This window comes from Staphylococcus sp. EG-SA-15 (genome assembly GCF_017151895.1).
GTDB lineage: Bacteria > Bacillota > Bacilli > Staphylococcales > Staphylococcaceae > Staphylococcus > Staphylococcus aureus.
The window spans coordinates 1-25,149 of record NZ_JACVZN010000015.1 but is presented as its reverse complement, the minus strand read 5'-3'; the positions used below and the strand labels follow the sequence as shown (position 1 = coordinate 25,149).

Here is a 25,149-nt window from a genome sequence, read left to right as displayed (position 1 = left end):
AATGAATATTCCGAACCAGATTACGGTTTTTAGAGTAGTGTTAATACCAGTTTTTATATTGTTTGCGTTAGTTGATTTTGGATTTGGCAATGTGTCATTTCTAGGAGGATATGAAATAAGAATTGAGTTATTAATCAGTGGTTTTATTTTTATATTGGCTTCCCTTAGCGATTTTGTTGATGGTTATTTAGCTAGAAAATGGAATTTAGTTACAAATATGGGGAAATTTTTGGATCCATTAGCGGATAAATTATTAGTTGCAAGTGCTTTAATTGTACTTGTGCAACTAGGACTAACAAATTCTGTAGTAGCAATCATTATTATTGCCAGAGAATTTGCCGTAACTGGTTTACGTTTACTACAAATTGAACAAGGATTCGTAAGTGCAGCTGGTCAATTAGGTAAAATTAAAACAGCAGTTACTATGGTAGCAATTACTTGGTTGTTATTAGGTGATCCATTGGCAACATTGATTGGTTTGTCATTAGGACAAATTTTATTATACATTGGCGTTATTTTTACTATCTTATCTGGTATTGAATACTTTTATAAAGGTAGAGATGTTTTTAAACAAAAATAAATATTTGTTTATACTAGATTTCATTTTCATATGGAATCTAGTTTTTTTAATCCCAATTTTAGAAATTAGCCACGCAATTGTTTATAATGATATATTGTAAAACAATATTCGTTCATTTTTTTAGGGAAAATCTGTAGTAGCATCTGATACATTGAATCTAAAATTGATGTGAATTTTTAAATGAAATACATGAAAAAATGAATTAAACGATACAAGGGGGATATAAATGTCAATTGCCATTATTGCTGTAGGCTCAGAACTATTGCTAGGTCAAATCGCTAATACCAACGGACAATTTCTATCTAAAGTATTTAATGAAATTGGACAAAATGTATTAGAACATAAAGTTATTGGAGATAATAAAAAACGTTTAGAATCAAGTGTACGTCATGCGCTAGAAAAATATGATACTGTTATTTTAACAGGTGGCTTAGGTCCTACGAAAGATGACTTAACGAAGCATACAGTGGCCCAGATTGTTGGTAAAGATTTAGTTATTGATGAGCCTTCTTTAAAATATATTGAAAGCTATTTTGAGGAACAAGGACAAGAAATGACACCTAATAATAAACAACAGGCTTTAGTAATTGAAGGTTCAACTGTATTAACAAATCATCATGGCATGGCTCCAGGAATGATGGTGAATTTTGAAAACAAACAAATTATTTTATTACCAGGTCCACCGAAAGAAATGCAACCAATGGTGAAAAATGAATTGTTGTCACATTTTATAAACCATAATCGAATTATACATTCTGAACTATTAAGATTTGCGGGAATAGGTGAATCTAAAGTAGAAACAATATTAATAGATCTTATCGATAAACAGACTAATCCTACGATTGCGCCTTTGGCGGGAAGTCATGAAGTATATATTAGATTGACTGCAAATGCCGACTCAAAAGAACAAGCACAATCATTGATTCAACCTGTTAAACAAGAAATTCTTGATCGTATTGGAGAATATTATTATGGTTCAGATGACACATTAATTGAGCAAGCTGTAATAAAGAAAATTCATGAACCTTTTGTAATATATGATGGTATTACTAATGGTGCTTTATATCATCGATTGAAAGAAGTGGATTTAAACGATGTTCTAAAGGGTATGATTAATCACAATGAAAACTTTGTTGATATTAATAAACCTATTGAGCAGCAATTAAAAGATGCAGTGCAATTTGTTAATAAATTGTTTAATGTGTCATCAGCAATTATTCTATTAGAGTATGATGGTGTAGTCCATATAGGCTATGATAATAACTTTGAATTTAAAACTGAGCAATTTAAAATGTCTAAATCTAGAAATTTATTAAAGAACAGAAGTCAAAATTATGCGCTCATAAGATTATTAAATTGGCTTAGAACAACAAATTAATTGTATTATCGATAAAAATATAAGCACGTTTGTTCGTTTTTGCGTTTTGATTTCAAGATTTTATACGAACAAATATTCGCAAAACACTTGTATTTTATTTTGAATCCTTGTATAGTATTGGTAAGATAATTAAAAGATAGCAATTTCAATTAGGAGGTCTCGCTTTGGATAACGATCGTCAAAAAGCTTTAGATACAGTAATTAAAAATATGGAGAAATCTTTCGGTAAAGGTGCCGTAATGAAGTTGGGTGACAATATAGGTCGCCGAGTTTCAACTACATCAACTGGTTCAGTTACATTAGATAATGCGCTAGGTGTAGGTGGCTATCCTAAAGGACGAATTATTGAAATTTATGGTCCTGAAAGTTCTGGTAAGACAACAGTAGCGCTTCACGCTATTGCTGAAGTACAAAGTAATGGCGGGGTGGCAGCATTTATCGATGCTGAACATGCTTTAGATCCAGAATATGCTCAAGCATTAGGCGTAGATATCGATAATTTATATTTATCGCAACCGGATCATGGTGAACAAGGTCTTGAAATCGCCGAAGCATTTGTTAGAAGTGGTGCAGTTGATATTGTAGTTGTAGACTCAGTTGCTGCTTTAACACCTAAAGCTGAAATTGAAGGAGAAATGGGAGACACTCACGTTGGTTTACAAGCTCGTTTAATGTCACAAGCGTTACGTAAACTTTCAGGTGCTATTTCTAAATCAAATACAACTGCTATTTTCATCAACCAAATTCGTGAAAAAGTTGGTGTTATGTTCGGTAATCCAGAGACTACACCAGGTGGACGTGCATTAAAATTCTATAGTTCAGTAAGACTAGAAGTACGTCGTGCAGAACAGCTTAAACAAGGACAAGAAATTGTAGGTAATAGAACTAAAATTAAAGTCGTTAAAAATAAAGTGGCACCACCATTTAGAGTAGCTGAAGTTGATATTATGTATGGACAAGGTATTTCTAAAGAGGGTGAACTTATTGATTTAGGTGTTGAAAACGACATCGTTGATAAATCAGGAGCATGGTATTCTTACAATGGCGAACGAATGGGTCAAGGTAAGGAAAATGTTAAAATGTACTTGAAAGAAAATCCACAAATTAAAGAAGAAATTGATCGTAAATTGAGAGAAAAATTAGGTATATCTGATGGTGATGTTGAAGAAACAGAAGATGCACCAAAGTCATTATTTGACGAAGAATAGTACACAAATTTATATCTATAGTTAAACTTAGCAAATATCCTTATAGGATTGATTGAAAGTGATATTCATCTCATAAAGCTAGAATAATATCTAACTTTATGGGATACACTACAAATCGAGACTATAAGGTTTTTTATTTTATTTATTATTACATTATCAATAGTTTTATAATCGAGCTTCAAAACTTTAGAAAATAGTAGAAATAGCATTCAATATAGTGCAAAAGTGCAAATTGATAACTTGACACTTATCTCCTATAAACCGTACAATTAATTTGTATGATTTATATATAATTTCATAAAGTCATATTGAATTTCATATAAAGAGCAAACCCTAGAAAAGGAGGTGTTTGTGTGAATTTATTAAGCCTCCTACTCATTTTGCTGGGGATCATTCTAGGAGTTGTTGGAGGGTATGTTGTTGCCCGAAATTTGTTGCTTCAAAAGCAATCACAAGCTAGACAAACTGCCGAAGATATTGTAAATCAAGCACATAAAGAAGCTGACAATATCAAAAAAGAGAAATTACTTGAGGCAAAAGAAGAAAACCAAATCCTAAGAGAACAAACTGAAGCAGAACTACGTGAAAGACGTAGTGAACTTCAAAGACAAGAAACCCGACTTCTTCAAAAAGAAGAAAACTTAGAGCGTAAATCTGATCTATTAGATAAAAAAGATGAGATTTTAGAGCAAAAAGAATCAAAAATTGAAGAAAAACAACAACAAGTAGATGCAAAAGAGAGTAGTGTTCAAACGTTAATAATGAAGCATGAACAAGAATTAGAACGCATCTCCGGTCTCACTCAAGAAGAAGCTATTAATGAGCAACTTCAAAGAGTTGAGGAAGAACTGTCACAAGATATTGCAGTACTTGTTAAAGAAAAAGAAAAAGAAGCTAAAGAAAAAGTTGATAAAACAGCAAAAGAATTATTAGCTACAGCAGTACAAAGATTAGCAGCAGATCACACAAGTGAATCAACGGTATCAGTAGTTAACTTACCTAATGATGAGATGAAAGGTCGAATCATTGGACGAGAAGGACGAAACATCCGCACACTTGAAACTTTAACTGGCATTGATTTAATTATTGATGACACACCAGAAGCGGTTATATTATCTGGTTTTGATCCAATAAGAAGAGAAATTGCTAGAACAGCACTTGTTAACTTAGTATCTGATGGACGTATTCATCCAGGCAGAATTGAAGATATGGTCGAAAAAGCTAGAAAAGAAGTAGACGATATTATTAGAGAAGCAGGTGAACAAGCTACATTTGAAGTGAACGCACATAATATGCATCCTGACTTAGTAAAAATTGTAGGGCGTTTAAACTATCGTACAAGTTACGGTCAAAATGTACTTAAACATTCAATTGAAGTTGCGCATCTTGCTAGTATGTTAGCTGCTGAGCTAGGCGAAGATGAGACATTAGCGAAACGAGCTGGACTTTTACATGATGTTGGTAAAGCAATTGATCATGAAGTAGAAGGTAGTCATGTTGAAATCGGTGTAGAATTAGCGAAAAAATATGGTGAAAATGAAACAGTTATTAATGCAATCCATTCTCATCATGGTGATGTTGAACCTACATCTATTATATCTATCCTTGTTGCTGCTGCAGATGCATTGTCTGCGGCTCGTCCAGGTGCAAGAAAAGAAACATTAGAGAATTATATTCGTCGATTAGAACGTTTAGAAACGTTATCAGAAAGTTATGATGGTGTAGAAAAAGCATTTGCGATTCAGGCAGGTAGAGAAATCCGAGTGATTGTATCTCCTGAAGAAATTGATGATTTAAAATCTTATCGATTGGCTAGAGATATTAAAAATCAGATTGAAGATGAATTACAATATCCTGGTCATATCAAGGTGACAGTTGTTCGAGAGACTAGAGCAGTAGAATATGCGAAATAATTTTTGTCTCCCTCACAAATTAGTGAGGGAGCTTTTTTAAGTTGTAGTCTTAATCTAGTTAGACAGCACTTTATCGGTAATAACTATATTAAACAGTAGTTATTTGAAAGTAAGACGGACCTTATATTAAATAAGAAGTTATTGCTTTTAATAAAAATGTTTTAGGCTTCGTAATTACTATATTTATATTATGTAAACCTATAAAGATGATTGCTTTTCTATCCAATAAAAAAGAAGAGAAGATGTAACACATCTTCTCTTCTGCAATATTAATTAGGATTTATTTCTAAGTTGAGTTATTTTAATTGTAAATCTGTTTTCTTTAATTCTTTTATAACTTCTGCAGTATCATAACAATTTGTTGCAATCGTTGAATATCTCTCTGCTAAACGATATGCATTAATGTAAAGCTTTAAACTTTCTTTAGCTATATCCTCTGCATCTTCGAATTTTGATGGGTTAGACATAACCACTAATTCTGCAAATTTTTCTGGATCAATATTAATAGACATGTATTTATTTACAACTCCTATTTATTTTGATGTCTTAATACTAACATATTGAAGTTTTCAGACAAAGTAATGTCTCTCTATAATTGAAGAAAAATAATTCAAAGAATTTAATATTTACTTTAAATATTAGAACGTATGAATTAAACTAGTATTTATGAGAGGATGAACAAAACATGAGAATAATGTTTATAGGGGATATCGTAGGTAAAATTGGACGAGACGCAATTGAAACGTACATACCTCAACTGAAGCAAAAGTATAAACCAACAGTTACAATTGTAAATGCTGAAAATGCAGCACATGGTAAAGGTTTGACTGAAAAAATATATAAACAATTACTAAGAAATGGTGTAGATTTCATGACTATGGGTAATCACACATATGGTCAACGTGAAATTTATGATTTTATAGATGAAGCAAAACGACTAGTAAGACCAGCGAATTTTCCGGATGAAGCGCCGGGAATTGGTATGAGATTTATACAAATTAATGATATTAAACTTGCAGTTATTAATCTGCAAGGAAGAGCGTTTATGCCAGATATTGATGATCCTTTTAAAAAGGCAGATCAATTAGTCAAGGAAGCACAAGAACAAACTCCGTTTATATTTGTTGATTTTCATGCAGAAACAACTTCTGAAAAGTATGCAATGGGATGGCATTTAGATGGTAGAGCTAGCGCTGTTGTTGGAACGCATACACACATTCAAACAGCAGATGAACGTATTTTACCAAAGGGGACAGGGTATATAACGGATGTTGGTATGACAGGTTTTTATGATGGCATTTTAGGAATAAATAAAACAGAGGTAATTGAGCGTTTTATCACTAGTTTGCCACAAAGACATGTTGTTCCAAATGAAGGTAGAAGTGTATTATCTGGTGTTGTTATTGATTTAGACAAAGAAGGTAAAACAAAGCACATCGAACGTATATTGATAAATGATGACCATCCATTTTCAACATTTTAAAATTACGTAAGTAAACATTCGAATTGGACCCTATCGTCCATTAGTATGAATTTAATATAGTACCACTGTTTACATAGTAAATCGGTGGTTCTTTTTGTTATCATTTAATATGAAATATATCCATAGGAGGCATATAACTATGAAACCACAATTATCGTGGAAAGTTGGCGGTCAACAAGGCGAAGGTATTGAATCAACTGGGGAAATCTTCGCTACGGCTATGAATAGAAAAGGATATTATTTATATGGATATAGACATTTTTCAAGTCGTATCAAAGGTGGACATACGAATAATAAAATTAGAGTTTCTACGACGCCTGTTCATGCAATTAGTGATGATTTAGATATTTTGATTGCATTTGACCAAGAAACAATTGATGTTAACCATCATGAAATGAGAGAAGACAGTATTATTTTAGCTGATGCCAAGGCTAAACCTGTGAAACCAGAAGGATGTCATGCACAGCTTATTGAATTACCTTTTACAGCAACCGCTAAAGAATTAGGTACAGCATTAATGAAAAACATGGTTGCAATAGGTGCTACTAGCGCATTGATGAATTTGAATACAAATACATTTGAAGAACTTATTACTAATATGTTTTCTAAAAAAGGTGACAAGGTAGTTGAAGTCAATATCCAAGCATTAAACGAAGGTTATCAATTAATGCAATCCCGCTTACCTGAAATCGACGGGGACTTTGAATTAGAGTCAACAGATGCACTACCACATCTATATATGATTGGTAACGATGCCATTGGATTAGGTGCAATTGCTGCAGGTTCACAATTTATGGCGGCATATCCTATTACACCTGCGTCTGAAGTTATGGAATATATGATTGCCAATATATCTAAAGTAAACGGAGCGGTTATTCAAACAGAAGATGAAATTGCTGCTGTAACTATGGCTATTGGTGCAAATTATGGTGGAGTCAGAGCGTTTACGGCTAGTGCTGGTCCAGGTTTATCTTTAATGATGGAAGCAATTGGATTATCTGGTATGACTGAAACGCCATTAGTCATTATTAATACTCAACGAGGTGGACCTTCTACTGGATTACCTACGAAACAAGAACAGTCAGATTTAATGCAAATGATTTATGGTACACATGGTGATATTCCAAAAATAGTTGTAGCACCAACTGATGCAGAAGATGCATTTTATTTAACTATGGAAGCCTTTAATTTAGCAGAACAATATCAATGCCCTGTTATAGTTTTAAGTGATTTGCAATTATCTTTAGGTAAACAAACTGTTGAAAAATTAGATTATAATCGCATTGAAATTAAACGTGGTGAAATCATTCAATCTGATATTGAACGTGAAGAAGATGATAAAGGTTATTTCAAGCGTTATGCGTTAACATCCAATGGTGTTTCTCCTAGACCTATCCCCGGTGTTAAAGGAGGTATTCATCATATAACTGGTGTGGAACACAATGAAGAAGGTAAACCTAGTGAATCTGCGTCAAATAGACAACAACAAATGGAAAAACGAATGCGTAAAATTGAGCAGTTACTAATTGAATCGCCAGTAGAAGCTAACTTACAACATGAGGATGCAGATATTCTTTATATCGGTTTTATTTCTACAAAAGGTGCAATTCAAGAAGGTAGTAACCGTTTGAATCAACAAGGTATAAAAGTTAACACTGTACAAATTAGACAATTGCATCCATTCCCAACAAGCGTTATTCAAGATGCAGTTAATAAAGCGAAGAAAGTCGTTGTAGTGGAGCACAATTATCAAGGACAATTGGCTAGTATTATAAAAATGAATGTCAATATTCATGATAAGATTGAAAATTATACAAAGTATGATGGGACACCTTTCCTACCACATGAAATTGAAGAAAAAGGCAAAATAATTGCTACTGAAATAAAGGAGATGGTATAGATGGCGACATTTAAAGATTTTAGAAATAATGTTAAGCCTAACTGGTGCCCTGGATGTGGCGATTTCTCAGTACAAGCTGCAATTCAAAAAGCAGCCGCAAATATAGGGTTAGAACCTGAAGAAGTAGCTATCATCACCGGTATAGGATGTTCTGGCCGTCTTTCAGGATATATTAATTCTTATGGCGTTCATTCTATTCACGGACGTGCATTACCTTTAGCTCAAGGTGTAAAAATGGCGAATAAAGATTTAACTGTTATTGCATCTGGAGGAGATGGTGATGGTTATGCTATAGGTATGGGGCATACAATCCATGCTTTAAGAAGAAATATGAACATGACGTATATAGTCATGGATAATCAAATTTATGGTTTGACAAAGGGACAAACATCGCCGTCATCAGCAGTAGGATTTGTTACTAAAACAACGCCAAAAGGTAATATAGAAAAAAATGTTGCGCCTTTAGAATTAGCATTATCATCTGGTGCCACATTTGTAGCCCAAGGTTTTTCAAGCGATATTAAAGGATTAACAAAACTAATTGAAGATGCAATTAATCATGATGGATTTTCATTCGTTAATGTCTTTTCACCATGTGTGACTTATAATAAAATTAACACATACGATTGGTTTAAAGAACATTTAACAAGTGTTGATGACATTGAAAATTATGATTCTACAGATAAACAATTAGCGACTAAAACTGTTATTGAACATGAATCTTTAGTAACTGGTATTGTTTATCAAGATAAAGAAACACCATCATATGAATCTCAAATTAAAGAGTTAGATGATACACCACTTGCTAAAAGAGATATCAAAATTACTGAAGACACCTTCAATGCATTAACTGAACAATTTATTTAATAATTAAAACTGAGTCGTATAAATGTATTTATAACAGATCCATTTATGCTACTCAGTTTTTTACTATTACAAAAAATAAAGGAGTTTTTAAAAATGAAAGACACATTAATGAGTATACAAATAATTCCTAAAACACCAAACAATGACAATGTTATACCTTACGTAGACGAGGCGATTAAAATAATTGACGAATCTGGTTTGCATTTTAGAGTAGGTCCGTTAGAAACGACAGTACAAGGAAATATGAATGAATGTTTAAATTTAATACAATCATTAAATGAACGAATGGTGGAACTTGAATGTCCAAGTATTATTAGCCAAGTTAAGTTTTATCATGTGCCAGATGGCATCACTATTGAAACTTTAACTGAAAAATATGATGAATAACATTAAAAGTGAAGTAAACTGGATTTGAATTGGCTTGTTAGAGATGACGTATAACTTTAACTGTTTTTGCACTTTATAGTTAAATTTAATATAATTATTAAATGATACGGGCAAATAGAAAGGATTTTGTAAAGTGAACGAAGAACAAAGAAAAGCAAGTTCTGTAGATGTTTTAGCTGAGAGAGATAAGAAAGCAGAAAAAGATTATAGTAAATATTTTGAACATGTTTATCAGCCGCCTAATTTAAAAGAAGCGAAAAAAAGAGGTAAACAAGAAGTTCGTTATAATAGAGATTTCCAAATTGATGAAAAATATCGCGGTATGGGGAACGAGCGTACATTTTTAATTAAAACATATGGATGTCAAATGAATGCACATGACACTGAGGTCATTGCTGGTATACTTGAAGCATTAGGCTATCAAGCAACGACTGATATTAACACTGCAGATGTTATTTTAATTAATACATGTGCGATTAGAGAAAATGCCGAGAACAAAGTGTTTAGTGAAATAGGTAATTTGAAGCATTTGAAAAAAGAACGACCTGATATTTTAATCGGTGTTTGTGGTTGTATGTCACAAGAAGAGTCAGTAGTGAATAAAATTTTAAAATCGTATCAAAATGTAGATATGATATTTGGTACACATAATATTCATCATTTACCAGAAATTTTAGAAGAAGCATACTTATCTAAAGCAATGGTTGTTGAAGTATGGTCTAAAGAAGGAGACGTTATTGAAAATCTTCCAAAAGTCCGTGAAGGCAACATTAAAGCATGGGTCAATATTATGTATGGTTGTGATAAGTTTTGTACATATTGTATTGTTCCATTTACAAGAGGTAAAGAACGAAGCCGTAGACCTGAAGACATTATAGATGAAGTACGTGAACTTGCTCGTGAAGGTTACAAAGAAATAACGCTTTTAGGTCAAAATGTAAATTCTTATGGTAAAGATTTACAGGATATAGAATATGACTTAGGAGATCTTTTACAAGCAATTTCTAAAATAGCGATTCCAAGAGTTCGTTTCACAACAAGTCATCCTTGGGACTTTACAGATCACATGATTGATGTTATTTCAGAGGGTGGTAATATCGTTCCGCATATCCACTTGCCAGTTCAATCTGGAAATAATGCAGTATTAAAAATAATGGGTAGAAAATATACACGAGAAAGTTATTTGGATTTAGTAAAACGAATCAAAGATAGAATTCCTAATGTAGCATTAACTACAGATATTATTGTAGGGTATCCAAATGAATCAGAGGAACAATTTGAAGAAACTTTAACTCTGTATGATGAAGTTGGTTTTGAACATGCATATACGTATTTGTATTCACAACGTGATGGTACGCCTGCTGCTAAAATGAAAGATAATGTACCTTTAAATGTCAAAAAGGAACGATTGCAACGTTTGAATAAAAAAGTTGGTCATTATTCACAAATAGCTATGAGTAAGTACGAAGGACAAACTGTAACAGTACTTTGTGAAGGTAGTAGTAAAAAAGATGATCAGGTTCTTGCTGGCTACACTGATAAAAATAAGCTAGTTAATTTCAAAGCGCCTAAAGAAATGATTGGTAAACTAGTGGAAGTACGAATAGATGAAGCTAAACAGTATTCATTAAATGGCAGTTTTGTAAAGGAAGTAGAGCCGGAAATGGTGATTCAATAAATGTATAATAAAGATGACGTGTTGAAACAAGCGGATAATATTGCAAATAAAATTAAAAATTTGGATACTATCAAAACATATCAACAAATTGAAGCACAGATTCATCAGAACCAAACGATAAAGACTAAAATGGATATGTTAAAAAAGCATCAAAAACAAGCAGTAAACTTTCAAAATTACGGGAAAAAAAATGCGCTAGAACAGTCGGAACATACCATTCAAAGTATAGAAGCAGAAATAAATACATTGCCCATAGTTGAACAGTTTCAAACTTCACAATATGAAGCGAATCAATTATTGAAAATGTTTGTATCAACAATGGAAACACGTTTAAATGACCATAATAAAGCCAAGCATAGTGATTAATTACAAACAAAAAGGAGAACAATCATATGAAATCAAGAAAACTGGCTATAACTGCACTTTTAATTGCAATAAATGTTGTATTAAGCAGTATTATCATCATTCCTCTAGGACCAGTTAAGGCAGCACCAGTACAGCATTTTGTAAATGTATTAAGTGCGGTCATAGTAGGTCCTTGGTATGGATTAGCTCAAGCGCTTATATCATCAATTTTAAGAGTTCTTTTTGGTACTGGTACAGCTTTTGCATTTCCGGGTAGTATGATTGGAGTTTTATTGGCTAGTATGTTTTACATATATCGTAAACATATATTCATGGCCGCGGTCGGTGAAGTACTTGGAACTGGTGTCATCGGAAGTTTAATTTGTATACCATTAGCATATTTCCTCGGGCTTCAAGACTTCTTCATTAAACCGTTAATGATTACGTTCATAGTCTCAAGTGCTATCGGATCTATTATAAGTTATTTCTTATTAATTACTCTAAAAAAACGTGGTATTCTTCAAAGGTTTATAAAATAATTTTATGATATATGATTTCAAACAGAGTCATTGTTCATTTTAATATTGAACGCCCTTACTTAATTAAATGTCTTGAATGTTAGAATTTTAATATAATTCTAAACATGCTATTGACACATTTTATTAGGTTTGAGGCGTTTTCTTATACATTTAAGATGCTTCGTGATTATATGGTATGAATAGGTTTGTAAAAGTAAGTATGTTAAAATGTATAAGTTAAATAATTAATAATTAGAAAGCTTACAAACGAATATATTGTAAAGACAAATTTTAAAAAGAGACAAGGGTTGTGAAGAAATAATATGTCTAATGTTACACCAATGATGCAGCAATATTTAAAAATAAAATCAGAATACCAAGATTGCTTATTATTTTTTAGACTAGGTGATTTCTATGAAATGTTTTATGAAGATGCCAAGGAGGCATCACGTGTACTTGAAATTACTTTAACTAAAAGAGATGCTAAAAAAGAAAATCCAATTCCGATGTGTGGTGTTCCGTATCATTCTGCAGATAGTTATATAGATACACTTGTTAATAATGGATATAAAGTAGCTATTTGTGAACAGATGGAAGATCCGAAACAAACGAAAGGTATGGTTAGACGTGAGGTATTAAGAATTGTGACTCCAGGAACTGTGATGGAGCAAGGTGGTGTAGATGATAAACAAAATAACTATATTTTAAGTTTTGTTATGAATCAACCTGAAATTGCGCTTAGTTACTGTGATGTTTCTACTGGCGAATTAAAGGTTACACATTTTAATGATGAAGCGACTTTATTAAATGAAATTACGACGATAAACCCTAACGAAGTTGTTATCAATGACAATATTTCCGATAATTTAAAAAGACAAATTAATATGGTGACAGAAACAATAACAGTCAGGGAAACGTTATCATCAGAAATCTATAGTGTGAATCAAACTGAACATAAATTAATGTATCAAGCGACACAATTATTGCTAGATTATATTCATCATACACAAAAACGTGATTTATCGCATATCGAGGATGTTGTTCAATATGCAGCTATAGATTATATGAAAATGGATTTTTATGCTAAGAGAAACCTTGAGTTAACGGAAAGCATTCGATTAAAATCAAAAAAAGGAACGCTACTTTGGCTAATGGACGAAACGAAAACACCAATGGGAGCACGCCGCTTAAAACAATGGATAGATAGACCACTAATAAGTAAAGAACAAATTGAAGCACGATTAGATATCGTTGATGAATTTAGTGCTCATTTCATAGAAAGAGACACCTTAAGAACATATCTTAATCAAGTGTATGATATTGAACGTCTTGTTGGGCGTGTTAGTTACGGAAATGTTAATGCGAGAGATTTAATTCAACTTAAACATTCCATTTCTGAAATACCGAATATTAAAGCATTACTAAATTCTATGAATCAGAATACTCTTGTACAAGTTAATCAACTAGAACCCCTTGATGATTTACTTGATATATTAGAACAGAGTTTAGTAGAAGAACCACCAATTTCAGTTAAAGATGGCGGACTATTCAAAGTTGGTTTTAATACGCAATTAGATGAATATCTTGAAGCTTCAAAAAACGGAAAAACATGGTTAGCAGAATTACAAGCCAAAGAAAGACAACGTACAGGAATAAAATCATTGAAAATAAGCTTTAATAAAGTGTTTGGTTATTTTATAGAAATAACACGTGCCAACTTGCAAAATTTTGAACCAAGTGAATTTGGTTATATGAGGAAGCAAACGTTATCGAATGCTGAACGTTTTATAACTGATGAACTTAAAGAAAAAGAAGATATCATTTTAGGTGCGGAAGACAAAGCCATCGAATTAGAATATCAATTATTTGTTCAGCTACGTGAAGAAGTTAAAAAATATACTGAACGTTTACAACAACAAGCTAAAATTATTTCAGAGCTAGATTGTTTACAGAGCTTTGCAGAAATTGCTCAAAAATATAATTACACTAGGCCTTCATTTAGTGAAAATAAAACATTAGAATTAGTGGAATCTAGGCACCCAGTAGTGGAAAGAGTAATGGATTATAATGACTATGTGCCTAATAATTGTCGATTAGATAATGAAACATTTATATATTTAATTACAGGTCCGAATATGTCTGGTAAATCGACATATATGAGACAAGTTGCCATAATTAGTATAATGGCCCAAATGGGAGCTTATGTCCCTTGTAAAGAGGCAGTGTTACCTATATTTGATCAAATATTCACTAGAATAGGTGCGGCAGATGATTTGGTTTCAGGTAAGAGTACGTTTATGGTAGAAATGCTAGAAGCACAAAAGGCATTAACTTATGCAACAGAGGATAGTTTGATTATTTTCGATGAAATTGGACGTGGTACTTCAACGTATGACGGTTTAGCTTTAGCGCAGGCAATGATAGAGTATGTAGCTGAAACATCACATGCTAAAACGTTATTTTCAACACATTATCATGAATTGACAACATTAGATCAAGCATTACCAAGTCTAAAAAATGTTCACGTCGCTGCTAATGAATATAAAGGTGAACTTATATTCTTGCATAAAGTCAAAGATGGTGCAGTTGACGATAGTTATGGTATTCAAGTTGCGAAATTAGCTGATTTACCTGAAAAAGTTATTAGCAGAGCACAAGTGATTCTAAGCGAGTTTGAAGCGTCTGCTGGTAAAAAATCATCGATATCAAATTTAAAAATGGTCGAAAATGAACCTGAAATTAATCAAGAAAATTTAAACTTAAGTGTTGAAGAAACAACTGATACTTTATCTCAAAAAGACTTTGAACAAGCATCATTTGATTTGTTTGAAAATGATCAAGAAAGCGAGATTGAACTACAAATTAAAAATTTGAATTTATCTAATATGACACCAATTGAGGCATTGGTGAAGTTAAGTGAATTACAAAATCAATTAAAATAGAGGTGTTGCAAAATGGGGAAAATTAAAGAACTCCAAACCTCATTAGCAAATAAAATCGCAGCAGGTGAAGTAGTTGAAAGACCGAGTTCTGTTGTGAAAGAACTGTTGGAAAATGCTATAGATGCAGGCGCTACAGAAATAAGCATTGAAGTAGAGGAATCTGGCGTCCAATCTATTCGCGTAGTCGATAATGGAAGCGGAATTGAAGCGGAAGACTTAGGATTAGTATTTCATAGACATGCGACTAGTAAATTAGATCAAGATGAAGATTTATTTCATATTAGGACATTAGGATTCCGTGGTGAAGCACTAGCCAGTATTTCATCAGTTGCTAAAGTAACATTGAAGACTTGCACGGATAATGCTAATGGAAATGAAATATATGTAGAAAATGGTGAAATATTAAATCATAAGCCTGCAAAAGCGAAAAAAGGAACAGATATACTTGTAGAATCATTATTTTATAATACACCAGCACGTTTAAAATATATTAAAAGTTTATACACTGAACTAGGTAAAATAACAGATATTGTCAACAGAATGGCAATGAGCCATCCGGACATTCGAATAGCACTCATTTCAGATGGCAAAACAATGTTAAGTACAAATGGTTCAGGACGAACTAATGAAGTGATGGCAGAGATTTATGGGATGAAAGTTGCACGAGATTTAGTACATATATCTGGAGATACAAGTGATTATCACATTGAAGGTTTTGTTGCAAAGCCTGAACATTCTAGAAGTAATAAGCACTATATTTCTATTTTTATTAATGGACGATACATTAAAAACTTTATGCTAAATAAAGCGATTTTAGAAGGCTATCATACACTCTTAACAATAGGTAGGTTCCCGATTTGTTATATTAATATTGAAATGGATCCAATCTTAGTAGACGTAAATGTTCATCCAACAAAACTAGAAGTGCGTTTATCAAAAGAAGAGCAACTATATCAATTGATAGTGAGCAAAATACAAGAAGCATTTAAAGACCGTATATTAATTCCTAAAAATAACTTGGATTATGTGCCGAAAAAAAATAAAGTGTTACATTCATTCGAACAACAAAAAATCGAATTTGAACAAAGACAAAACACAGAGAATAATCAAGAGAAGACGTTTTCATCTGAAGAAAGTAACAGTAAGCCATTTATGGTAGAAAATCAAAACGATGAAATAGTTATAAGAGAAGATTCATATAATCCATTCGTAACGAAAACGTCTGAAAGTTTAATAGCTGATGATGAATCTTCCGGTTATAATAATACACGTGAAAAAGATGAAGACTACTTCAAAAAGCAACAAGAAATTCTACAAGAAATGGATCAAACATTTGATTCGAATGACGATACATCTGTGCAAAATTATGAGAATAAAGCGTCTGATGATTATTATGATGTAAACGATATTAAAGGAACAAAAAGTAAAGACCCTAAACGAAGAATTCCATATATGGAAATTGTTGGCCAAGTACATGGAACGTATATTATTGCTCAAAATGAATTTGGCATGTACATGATTGACCAGCATGCAGCTCAAGAAAGAATAAAATATGAATATTTTCGAGATAAAATAGGTGAAGTTACCAATGAAGTACAAGATTTATTAATCCCGTTAACATTTCATTTTTCAAAAGATGAACAATTAGTCATTGATCAATATAAAAATGAGCTTCAACAAGTAGGTATCATGTTAGAACATTTTGGTGGTCATGATTATATTGTAAGTAGCTATCCAGTTTGGTTCCCTAAAGATGAAGTAGAAGAAATTATTAAAGATATGATTGAGCTAATTTTGGAAGAGAAAAAAGTAGATATCAAAAAATTACGTGAAGATGTAGCAATCATGATGTCATGTAAAAAATCTATTAAAGCGAATCATTATTTACAAAAACATGAAATGTCTGATTTAATTGATCAATTAAGAGAAGCGGAAGATCCATTTACATGTCCACATGGTCGTCCAATTATCATTAATTTTTCAAAATACGAATTAGAAAAATTATTTAAGCGTGTGATGTAGAGAGGATGAATCAAGTGAATAACAACATATTGCCTGCCATAAGAAACATTAAAGATTTAGAGAAACTGATTAAAACAGATTATAAAATGTGTGTGCTTCTAGATATGCATATAGGACATATAAAAAGTATTATGGAATTGCTGAAGCAAAATCATATAGAGTGTTTTATTCATATAGATTTGATAAAAGGTTTAAGCCACGATGAATTTGCAAGTGAATTTATTATTCAGCAATACAAGCCAAAAGGTATCGTATCGACTAAATCTAAAGTAATAAAAAAAGCTAAATCATTAAATACTTTAACGATTTTTAGAGTATTTATTATTGATAGTCAAGCATTGAAACGCAGTATAGATTTGATAAAAAAAGTTGAACCTGATTTTGTTGAAGTACTTCCAGGTGTTGCGAGTAAAGCGATTCATCATATTCAGAAAGAAACAAACACACAAGTCATTGCAGGTGGCCTAATTAATACAATAGATGAAGTCAATGAAGCTGTTAAAAATGGAGCGAAATATGTAACAACTAGTTATGATAAACTTTGGTAAATCATAAGTCTGCAAAAATTTCATTTTTCACGAGATTTAGTCATATAACATATTAAAAAAGCCGTTTTCATATGGGATATGCAGTAGGTATCATACAAAGAATAATTAAATAACATAATTAGCACCTCTAAAACGATTAAAATCATTAAAGTTTTAGAGGTGTTTATTAGTAAAAAATGCAACTAGTCATAAAAAATATGGCTGAAGAATGTCAATTAAACATAATGGCGTCATAAATAAATTAGTGCGGATTGATATTTCTAGTTTTCAAATTAAACTACTTTTATAAAGACTTGAAAAATTAAATTTGACAAAATTTTTACAAAAACCATTGACAACGCTTTCATATCGATAGTATCATAACAAATATAATAAAAGTTAATACATAGAATAGAGACGGGAGATTTCTACGAGCCAAACTGCTGGTGTAGGAATCTCTTTGTCTTTTTGGGAGGACATTTAATATGAATGTATATTTAGCAGAATTCCTAGGAACTGCAATCTTAATCCTTTTTGGTGGTGGCGTTTGTGCCAATGTCAATTTAAAGAGAAGTGCTGCGAATGGTGCTGATTGGATTGTCATCACAGCTGGATGGGGATTAGCGGTTACAATGGGTGTGTTTGCTGTCGGTCAATTCTCAGGTGCACATTTAAACCCAGCGGTGTCTTTAGCTCTTGCATTAGACGGAAGTTTTGATTGGTCATTAGTTCCTGGTTATATTGTTGCTCAAATGTTAGGTGCAATTGTCGGAGCAACAATTGTATGGTTAATGTACTTGCCACATTGGAAAGCGACAGAAGAAGCTGGCGCGAAATTAGGTGTTTTCTCTACAGCACCGGCTATTAAGAATTACTTTGCCAACTTTTTAAGTGAGATTATCGGAACAATGGCATTAACTTTAGGTATTTTATTTATCGGTGTAAACAAAATTGCCGATGGTTTAAATCCTTTAATTGTCGGAGCATTAATTGTTGCAATCGGATTAAGTTTAGGCGGTGCTACTGGTTATGCAATCAACCCAGCACGTGATTTAGGTCCGAGAATTGCACATGCGATTTTACCAATAGCTGGTAAAGGTGGTTCAAATTGGTCATATGCAATCGTTCCTATCTTAGGACCAATTGCCGGTGGTTTATTAGGTGCAGTGGTATACGCTGTATTTTATAAACATACATTTAATATTGGTTGTGCAATTGCAATTGTTGTAGTTATTATTACTTTGATTTTAGGTTACATTTTAAATAAATCATCAAAAAAAGGTGATATCGAATCAATTTACTAAAATAAAAAGAAACGTAAATAGCATAATTTAACATGTTTGATTCATGGATTATGCTATTTTTTCGCCAAAATTTAACAGATTTTGTACAATGGGTTAGCGATTATTTTTTAATAAAGGAGATACTACTAATGGAAAAATATATTTTATCTATAGACCAAGGAACAACAAGCTCAAGAGCGATTTTATTCAATCAAAAAGGGGAAATTGCAGGGGTAGCACAACGTGAGTTTAAGCAATATTTTCCACAATCAGGTTGGGTTGAACATGATGCAAATGAAATTTGGACATCTGTGTTAGCTGTAATGACGGAAGTAATTAATGAAAATGATGTTAGAGCTGATCAAATTGCAGGTATCGGTATTACAAACCAACGCGAAACAACGGTGGTTTGGGACAAACATACTGGCCGCCCAATTTATCACGCAATTGTTTGGCAATCACGTCAAACACAATCAATTTGTTCAGAATTAAAACAACAAGGATATGAACAAACATTTAGAGATAAGACAGGATTACTTTTAGATCCGTATTTTGCAGGTACAAAAGTTAAATGGATTCTAGACAATGTTGAAGGTGCACGAGAAAAAGCAGAAAATGGCGATCTATTATTTGGAACGATTGATACTTGGTTAGTATGGAAATTATCAGGAAAAGCTGCGCATATTACTGATTATTCAAATGCGAGTCGTACATTAATGTTTAATATCCATGATTTAGAATGGGACGATGAGTTATTAGAACTACTTACAGTACCTAAAAATATGTTGCCAGAAGTTAAACCTTCAAGTGAAGTATATGGTAAGACAATTGATTACCACTTCTATGGTCAAGAAGTACCAATCGCTGGTGTAGCTGGTGATCAACAAGCAGCATTATTTGGACAAGCTTGCTTCGAACGTGGTGACGTGAAAAACACATATGGAACTGGTGGCTTCATGTTAATGAATACAGGTGACAAAGCGGTTAAATCTGAAAGTGGTTTATTAACAACAATTGCTTATGGTATTGATGGAAAAGTAAATTATGCGCTTGAAGGTTCCATCTTTGTTTCGGGTTCAGCAATCCAATGGTTACGTGATGGATTAAGAATGATTAATTCAGCACCACAATCAGAAAGTTATGCGACACGAGTTGACTCTACTGAGGGTGTTTATGTTGTTCCAGCTTTTGTAGGTTTAGGAACACCATATTGGGATTCTGAAGCACGTGGTGCGATTTTCGGTTTATCACGTGGAACTGAAAAAGAGCACTTTATCCGTGCAACTTTAGAATCACTATGTTACCAAACTCGTGACGTTATGGAAGCAATGTCAAAAGACTCTGGTATTGATGTCCAAAGTTTACGTGTCGATGGTGGTGCAGTTAAAAACAACTTTATTATGCAGTTCCAAGCAGACATTGTTAATACTTCTGTTGAAAGACCTGAAATTCAAGAAACTACAGCTTTAGGTGCTGCATTTTTAGCAGGATTAGCAGTTGGATTCTGGGAGAGTAAAGATGATATCGCTAAAAACTGGAAATTAGAAGAAAAATTCGATCCGAAAATGGATGAAGGCGAAAGAGAAAAATTATATAGAGGTTGGAAAAAAGCTGTTGAAGCAACACAAGTTTTTAAAACAGAATAAACTTGTAGATTAGACTTTTGTATAAACATTGTGATACAATCAATTTAAGTTAATATTTGAATCGAGAAGCGAGAGATTTGTTCGAACATGTACAATTGAAGGATTGTTTATGTGGGACAAGTCTCTCGTTTTTACATTTTTTAGGAGGCGTTTTGGAATGGCATTGTCTACTTTTAAGAGAGAACATATTAAAAAGAATTTAAGAAATGATGAATATGATTTAGTAATTATTGGTGGCGGTATTACAGGTGCAGGTATTGCACTAGACGCGAGTGAAAGAGGAATGAAAGTTGCATTAGTTGAAATGCAAGACTTTGCACAAGGAACAAGCTCAAGATCTACAAAATTAGTCCATGGTGGTTTACGTTACTTAAAACAATTCCAAATTGGAGTAGTTGCCGAAACTGGTAAAGAACGTGCGATTGTTTATGAAAATGGACCTCATGTTACGACTCCAGAGTGGATGCTTTTACCAATGCATAAAGGTGGAACATTTGGTAAATTCTCAACATCAATTGGTTTAGGAATGTATGATCGTTTAGCAGGTGTTAAGAAGTCTGAACGTAAAAAAATGTTATCTAAAAAAGAAACTTTAGCTAAAGAACCATTAGTTAAAAAAGAAGGTCTAAAAGGCGGCGGTTACTATGTTGAATATCGTACTGACGATGCGCGTTTAACTATTGAAGTTATGAAGCGTGCTGCTGAAAAAGGCGCAGAAATTATCAACTATACTAAATCTGAACACTTCACTTATGATAAAAATCAACAAGTAAATGGTGTTAAAGTTATAGATAAATTAACTAATGAAAATTATACAATTAAGGCTAAAAAAGTGGTTAATGCAGCAGGTCCATGGGTTGATGATGTTAGAAGTGGTGATTATGCACGCAATAATAAAAAATTACGTTTAACTAAAGGTGTACATGTTGTTATTGATCAATCAAAATTCCCATTAGGTCAAGCAGTATACTTTGATACTGAAAAAGATGGAAGAATGATTTTTGCAATTCCACGTGAAGGAAAAGCGTATGTAGGTACTACAGATACATTCTATGACAATATCAAATCTTCACCATTAACTACACAAGAAGACAGAGACTATTTAATCGATGCGATTAATTACATGTTCCCTAGTGTTAATGTTACAGATGAAGATATTGAATCAACATGGGCAGGAATTAGACCATTAATTTACGAAGAAGGCAAAGACCCTTCTGAAATCTCTCGTAAGGATGAAATTTGGGAAGGTAAATCAGGTTTATTAACTATTGCAGGTGGTAAATTAACAGGCTATCGTCACATGGCTCAAGACATTGTTGATTTAGTATCTAAACGCTTGAAAAAAGACTACGGTTTAACATTTAGTCCATGTAATACAAAAGGTCTGGCAATTTCAGGTGGCGATGTAGGTGGTAGCAAGAACTTTGATGCGTTTGTAGAGCAAAAAGTAGATGTAGCTAAAGGATTCGGCATTGATGAAGATGTTGCAAGACGTTTAGCATCTAAATATGGTTCAAATGTTGATGAATTGTTCAACATTGCGCAAACATCTCAATACCATGATAGCAAGTTACCATTAGAAATTTATGTAGAACTTGTTTATAGTATTCAACAAGAAATGGTATACAAACCTAACGATTTCTTAGTTCGTCGTTCTGGTAAAATGTATTTCAATATTAAAGATGTATTAGATTATAAAGATGCTGTCATCGATATTATGGCAGATATGCTTGATTACTCTCCAGCTCAAATTGAAGCATATACTGAAGAAGTTGAGCAAGCAATTAAAGAAGCGCAACATGGAAATAATCAACCAGCAGTTAAAGAATAATTAATTTGTACAATCATAAACTGGTGTCCTGTTTTAAGGGCATCAGTTTTTTTATACGAGATACATTAGTCAATTGAAACTATGCATCACTAAATGTATGATAATAATAAAAGCGAATATAAAAGCGTTGTTATTAAAGGTGTGAGATGATGACTGAAAAACAATTTAAATTAACTGTACAAGATAATACGAATATTGAAGTTAAAGTGAATTTTACAGATGTAGATTCAAAAGGAATTATTCATATATTTCATGGTATGGCTGAACATATGGAACGTTACGATAAATTAGCACATGCACTTTCAAAGCATGGCTTCGATGTGATACGTCATAATCATCGAGGACATGGTATTAATATTGATGAATCAACAAGAGGGCATTACGATGATATGAAACGAGTTATCGGTGATGCCTTTGAAGTAGCGCAAACAGTGAGAGGCAATGTTGATAAACCATACATTATAATCGGACATTCAATGGGATCCGTTATAGCTAGATTGTTTGTAGAAACATATCCGCAATATGTTGATGGTCTAATTTTAAGTGGTACTGGTATGTATTCATTATGGAAAGGTTTACCAACCGTTAAAGTGTTACAACTGATTACAAAAATTTATGGTGCTGAGAAACGAGTTGAATGGGTTAACCAGTTAGTATCAAATAGTTTTAATAAAAAAATACGTCCATTACGTACACAAAGTGATTGGATTTCTAGTAATCCAATTGAAGTAGATAACTTTATTAAAGATCCATATAGTGGATTTAATGTGTCAAATCAATTATTATATCAAACAGCCTATTATATGCTACATACATCACAATTAAAAAATATGAAAATGTTAAATCATGCCATGCCTATATTATTAGTTTCAGGATATGACGATCCTTTAGGTGATTATGGTAAAGGGATTTTAAAATTGGCGAATATATATAGAAAAGCTGGCATTAAAAATGTTAAAGTGAATCTTTATCATCATAAACGTCATGAAGTGTTATTTGAAAAAGATCATGACAAAATTTGGGAAGACTTGTTTAAATGGTTGAATCAATTTTATAAAAAATAAAGAAAGTGGAATTAAATATGAATAAAAATAAGCCTTTTATTGTAGTAATTGTGGGGCCAACTGCTTCAGGTAAAACAGAGCTTAGCATAGAACTCGCGAAGCGTATCAATGGTGAAATCATAAGCGGTGATTCTATGCAAGTTTACAAACATATGAATATTGGAACTGCAAAAGTAACACCTGAAGAAATGGATGGTATTCCACATCATTTAATTGATATCTTGAATCCTGATGATACATTTTCAGCATATGAATTCAAGCGATTAGCAGAAGATTTAATTACTGATATAACGAATAGAGGTAAAGTTCCAATCATAGCAGGTGGAACAGGCTTATATATTCAATCATTAATATATAATTATGAATTAGAAGATGAAACAGTTACACCTGCACAATTATCCATAGTTAAACAAAAGTTATCTGCATTAGAACATTTAGATAATCAGCAACTACACGATTATTTAGCTCAATTTGATGCGGTTTCTGCAGAAAATATTCACCCTAACAACCGCCAAAGAGTGTTGCGCGCTATTGAATATTATTTAAAAACAAAAAAACTTTTGAGTAATCGCAAGAAAGTGCAACAATTTACTGAAAATTATGATACATTATTATTAGGGATTGAAATGTCGCGTAAAACATTATATTCAAGAATAAATAAACGTGTTGATATTATGTTGGATCACGGATTATTTAGAGAAGTGCAACAACTTGTTGAACAAGGCTATGAATCTTGCCAAAGTATGCAAGCTATTGGATATAAAGAATTAATACCTGTGATTAACGGACAAATGATTTATGAAGATGCTGTCAATGATTTAAAGCAACATTCACGCCAATATGCAAAACGACAAATGACATGGTTCAAGAATAAAATGAGTGTTCATTGGTTAGATAAAGAAAATATGTCACTTCAAATGATGTTAGATGAGATTACAACCCAGATTAAGTAAAAGGAGTCCGACAGATGATTGCAAACGAAAACATCCAAGACAAAGCACTAGAGAATTTTAAAGCAAACCAAACTGAAGTAACTGTATTCTTTCTAAACGGTTTCCAAATGAAAGGTGTTATTGAAGAATACGACAAGTATGTCGTAAGCTTAAATTCTCAAGGCAAACAACACTTGATTTACAAACATGCGATCAGCACTTATACAGTAGAAACTGAAGGTCAAGCATCTACTGAAAGTGAAGAATAAGTTGTAATCATATGGGCACGATTTAATGACTCGTGTACATAACGTTTGAAGTATGATAAATAGATATAGAAATAAAGTCATATGTGACATCAATTAAATGATGTTCAAATGACAAGATACAATAGAGGAATGTTTGTAATAAAAACGCTTCATATAAAGGTCGAGTCAATATATGATACGACTTTATATGAAGCGTTTTATTTGCTATGAGCTAGTCTATTTTATAATAATTTTTCTATTTCTCTTTCGATTTGAACAGGTTTTTTTTGAGGTGCAAATCGTTTAACAACGTTACCTTCGCGATCCACTAAAAACTTAGTGAAATTCCATTTGATTTTCTCATTAAAGAATCCGTGTTGTGCCGCAGTCAAATATC

Annotated in this window: 21 protein-coding genes and 1 pseudogene; 20 read left to right on the top strand and 2 right to left on the bottom strand. The window is 32.5% G+C overall.

Going from position 1 to position 25,149, the window contains the following annotated elements; translation table 11 throughout:
- Position 1: 1 nt before the first annotated feature.
- The 4 genes from pgsA to rny all read left to right on the top strand — a co-directional run bounded on the left by pgsA (position 2) and on the right by rny (position 5,079).
- Entirely contained in the window at positions 2-580 is a 579-nt protein-coding gene (gene pgsA / locus IDG64_RS08150) for a CDP-diacylglycerol--glycerol-3-phosphate 3-phosphatidyltransferase (RefSeq protein ID WP_001025093.1), read from the top strand.
- 226 nt (positions 581-806) lie between these two features.
- Complete coding sequence (locus tag IDG64_RS08145) at positions 807-1,958, top strand: CinA family nicotinamide mononucleotide deamidase-related protein (protein ID WP_000020361.1); 1,152 nt, start codon at positions 807-809, stop codon at positions 1,956-1,958.
- Positions 1,959-2,122: 164 nt separating this feature from the next.
- Positions 2,123-3,166, top strand: coding sequence for a recombinase RecA (gene recA / locus IDG64_RS08140; RefSeq protein ID WP_000368166.1), 1,044 nt, complete (start codon positions 2,123-2,125; stop codon positions 3,164-3,166).
- 353 nt (positions 3,167-3,519) lie between these two features.
- On the top strand, positions 3,520-5,079 hold the full coding sequence (gene rny / locus IDG64_RS08135) for a ribonuclease Y (protein ID WP_001050913.1): 1,560 nt from the start codon (positions 3,520-3,522) through the stop codon (positions 5,077-5,079).
- Positions 5,080-5,375: 296 nt separating this feature from the next.
- Here rny and IDG64_RS08130 read toward each other — a convergent pair whose 3' ends face one another.
- Positions 5,376-5,591: a hypothetical protein gene (locus IDG64_RS08130; protein WP_000026308.1), complete on the bottom strand. Its 216-nt coding sequence runs from the start codon at positions 5,589-5,591 to the stop codon at positions 5,376-5,378.
- Positions 5,592-5,764: 173 nt separating this feature from the next.
- Here IDG64_RS08130 and IDG64_RS08125 point away from each other — a divergent pair, with 173 nt between their 5' ends.
- From IDG64_RS08125 to hfq, 16 genes are all read left to right on the top strand, one after another.
- The gene (locus tag IDG64_RS08125) at positions 5,765-6,562 is read left to right on the top strand and encodes a TIGR00282 family metallophosphoesterase (RefSeq protein ID WP_001222105.1); all 798 of its coding nucleotides are present in this window, start codon (positions 5,765-5,767) and stop codon (positions 6,560-6,562) included.
- Positions 6,563-6,701: 139 nt separating this feature from the next.
- A complete protein-coding gene (locus tag IDG64_RS08120) occupies positions 6,702-8,462 on the top strand; it encodes a 2-oxoacid:acceptor oxidoreductase subunit alpha (protein WP_000804321.1) in 1,761 nt (586 codons plus the stop codon).
- Positions 8,463-9,329 (top strand): 2-oxoacid:ferredoxin oxidoreductase subunit beta, encoded by an 867-nt coding sequence (locus IDG64_RS08115; protein WP_000190138.1) that lies wholly within the window; start codon positions 8,463-8,465, stop codon positions 9,327-9,329.
- Positions 9,330-9,422: 93 nt separating this feature from the next.
- Entirely contained in the window at positions 9,423-9,716 is a 294-nt protein-coding gene (locus IDG64_RS08110; RefSeq protein ID WP_206171301.1) for a thiamine-binding protein, read from the top strand.
- A 133-nt stretch (positions 9,717-9,849) separates the two neighbouring features.
- Positions 9,850-11,394, top strand: coding sequence for a tRNA (N6-isopentenyl adenosine(37)-C2)-methylthiotransferase MiaB (miaB, locus tag IDG64_RS08105; RefSeq protein WP_001001524.1), 1,545 nt, complete (start codon positions 9,850-9,852; stop codon positions 11,392-11,394).
- On the top strand, positions 11,395-11,760 hold the full coding sequence (locus IDG64_RS08100; protein ID WP_200626236.1) for a YlbF/YmcA family competence regulator: 366 nt from the start codon (positions 11,395-11,397) through the stop codon (positions 11,758-11,760).
- Positions 11,761-11,786: 26 nt separating this feature from the next.
- A complete protein-coding gene (thiW, locus tag IDG64_RS08095) occupies positions 11,787-12,278 on the top strand; it encodes an energy coupling factor transporter S component ThiW (protein WP_000842277.1) in 492 nt (163 codons plus the stop codon).
- Positions 12,279-12,580: 302 nt separating this feature from the next.
- Positions 12,581-15,199, top strand: a complete 2,619-nt coding sequence (mutS, locus tag IDG64_RS08090) for a DNA mismatch repair protein MutS (protein ID WP_000073330.1) — start codon at positions 12,581-12,583, stop codon at positions 15,197-15,199.
- Positions 15,200-15,211: 12 nt separating this feature from the next.
- Positions 15,212-17,221, top strand: coding sequence for a DNA mismatch repair endonuclease MutL (gene mutL / locus IDG64_RS08085; RefSeq protein ID WP_000516264.1), 2,010 nt, complete (start codon positions 15,212-15,214; stop codon positions 17,219-17,221).
- 5 nt (positions 17,222-17,226) lie between these two features.
- On the top strand, positions 17,227-17,769 hold the full coding sequence (locus IDG64_RS08080) for a glycerol-3-phosphate responsive antiterminator (RefSeq protein WP_001077635.1): 543 nt from the start codon (positions 17,227-17,229) through the stop codon (positions 17,767-17,769).
- A gap of 464 nt (positions 17,770-18,233) precedes the next feature.
- A complete protein-coding gene (locus tag IDG64_RS08075; RefSeq protein WP_001103743.1) occupies positions 18,234-19,052 on the top strand; it encodes an MIP/aquaporin family protein in 819 nt (272 codons plus the stop codon).
- A 128-nt stretch (positions 19,053-19,180) separates the two neighbouring features.
- Positions 19,181-20,677 (top strand): glycerol kinase GlpK, encoded by a 1,497-nt coding sequence (gene glpK / locus IDG64_RS08070; protein ID WP_000417376.1) that lies wholly within the window; start codon positions 19,181-19,183, stop codon positions 20,675-20,677.
- A 157-nt stretch (positions 20,678-20,834) separates the two neighbouring features.
- The gene (locus IDG64_RS08065) at positions 20,835-22,508 is read left to right on the top strand and encodes a glycerol-3-phosphate dehydrogenase/oxidase (RefSeq protein WP_001218596.1); all 1,674 of its coding nucleotides are present in this window, start codon (positions 20,835-20,837) and stop codon (positions 22,506-22,508) included.
- A gap of 149 nt (positions 22,509-22,657) precedes the next feature.
- Positions 22,658-23,572 (top strand): alpha/beta fold hydrolase, encoded by a 915-nt coding sequence (locus IDG64_RS08060; RefSeq protein ID WP_000136950.1) that lies wholly within the window; start codon positions 22,658-22,660, stop codon positions 23,570-23,572.
- A gap of 17 nt (positions 23,573-23,589) precedes the next feature.
- Positions 23,590-24,525 (top strand): tRNA (adenosine(37)-N6)-dimethylallyltransferase MiaA, encoded by a 936-nt coding sequence (gene miaA / locus IDG64_RS08055; RefSeq protein ID WP_001548613.1) that lies wholly within the window; start codon positions 23,590-23,592, stop codon positions 24,523-24,525.
- A gap of 14 nt (positions 24,526-24,539) precedes the next feature.
- Positions 24,540-24,773, top strand: coding sequence for an RNA chaperone Hfq (gene hfq, locus IDG64_RS08050; protein WP_000561358.1), 234 nt, complete (start codon positions 24,540-24,542; stop codon positions 24,771-24,773).
- Positions 24,774-24,994: 221 nt separating this feature from the next.
- On the opposite strand, the pseudogene IDG64_RS08045 reads toward hfq, so the two are convergent.
- Positions 24,995-25,149 (bottom strand): annotated as a pseudogene (locus IDG64_RS08045) (glutathione peroxidase); the annotation flags it as partial.

What these genes read in the sequence shown, in the direction of transcription:
- pgsA (WP_001025093.1), top strand. Translation starts at nt 2, where the DNA reads ATGAATATTCCGAACCAGATTACGGTTTTTAGAGTAGTGTTAATACCA.
- IDG64_RS08145 (WP_000020361.1), top strand. Translation starts at nt 807, where the DNA reads ATGTCAATTGCCATTATTGCTGTAGGCTCAGAACTATTGCTAGGTCAA.
- IDG64_RS08130 (WP_000026308.1), bottom strand. Translation starts at nt 5,591, where the DNA reads ATGTCTATTAATATTGATCCAGAAAAATTTGCAGAATTAGTGGTTATG.
- IDG64_RS08125 (WP_001222105.1), top strand. Translation starts at nt 5,765, where the DNA reads ATGAGAATAATGTTTATAGGGGATATCGTAGGTAAAATTGGACGAGAC.
- IDG64_RS08120 (WP_000804321.1), top strand. Translation starts at nt 6,702, where the DNA reads ATGAAACCACAATTATCGTGGAAAGTTGGCGGTCAACAAGGCGAAGGT.
- IDG64_RS08115 (WP_000190138.1), top strand. Translation starts at nt 8,463, where the DNA reads ATGGCGACATTTAAAGATTTTAGAAATAATGTTAAGCCTAACTGGTGC.
- IDG64_RS08110 (WP_206171301.1), top strand. Translation starts at nt 9,423, where the DNA reads ATGAAAGACACATTAATGAGTATACAAATAATTCCTAAAACACCAAAC.
- IDG64_RS08100 (WP_200626236.1), top strand. Translation starts at nt 11,395, where the DNA reads ATGTATAATAAAGATGACGTGTTGAAACAAGCGGATAATATTGCAAAT.
- thiW (WP_000842277.1), top strand. Translation starts at nt 11,787, where the DNA reads ATGAAATCAAGAAAACTGGCTATAACTGCACTTTTAATTGCAATAAAT.
- mutS (WP_000073330.1), top strand. Translation starts at nt 12,581, where the DNA reads ATGTCTAATGTTACACCAATGATGCAGCAATATTTAAAAATAAAATCA.
- mutL (WP_000516264.1), top strand. Translation starts at nt 15,212, where the DNA reads ATGGGGAAAATTAAAGAACTCCAAACCTCATTAGCAAATAAAATCGCA.
- IDG64_RS08080 (WP_001077635.1), top strand. Translation starts at nt 17,227, where the DNA reads ATGAATCAAGTGAATAACAACATATTGCCTGCCATAAGAAACATTAAA.
- IDG64_RS08075 (WP_001103743.1), top strand. Translation starts at nt 18,234, where the DNA reads ATGAATGTATATTTAGCAGAATTCCTAGGAACTGCAATCTTAATCCTT.
- glpK (WP_000417376.1), top strand. Translation starts at nt 19,181, where the DNA reads ATGGAAAAATATATTTTATCTATAGACCAAGGAACAACAAGCTCAAGA.
- IDG64_RS08065 (WP_001218596.1), top strand. Translation starts at nt 20,835, where the DNA reads ATGGCATTGTCTACTTTTAAGAGAGAACATATTAAAAAGAATTTAAGA.
- IDG64_RS08060 (WP_000136950.1), top strand. Translation starts at nt 22,658, where the DNA reads ATGACTGAAAAACAATTTAAATTAACTGTACAAGATAATACGAATATT.
- miaA (WP_001548613.1), top strand. Translation starts at nt 23,590, where the DNA reads ATGAATAAAAATAAGCCTTTTATTGTAGTAATTGTGGGGCCAACTGCT.
- hfq (WP_000561358.1), top strand. Translation starts at nt 24,540, where the DNA reads ATGATTGCAAACGAAAACATCCAAGACAAAGCACTAGAGAATTTTAAA.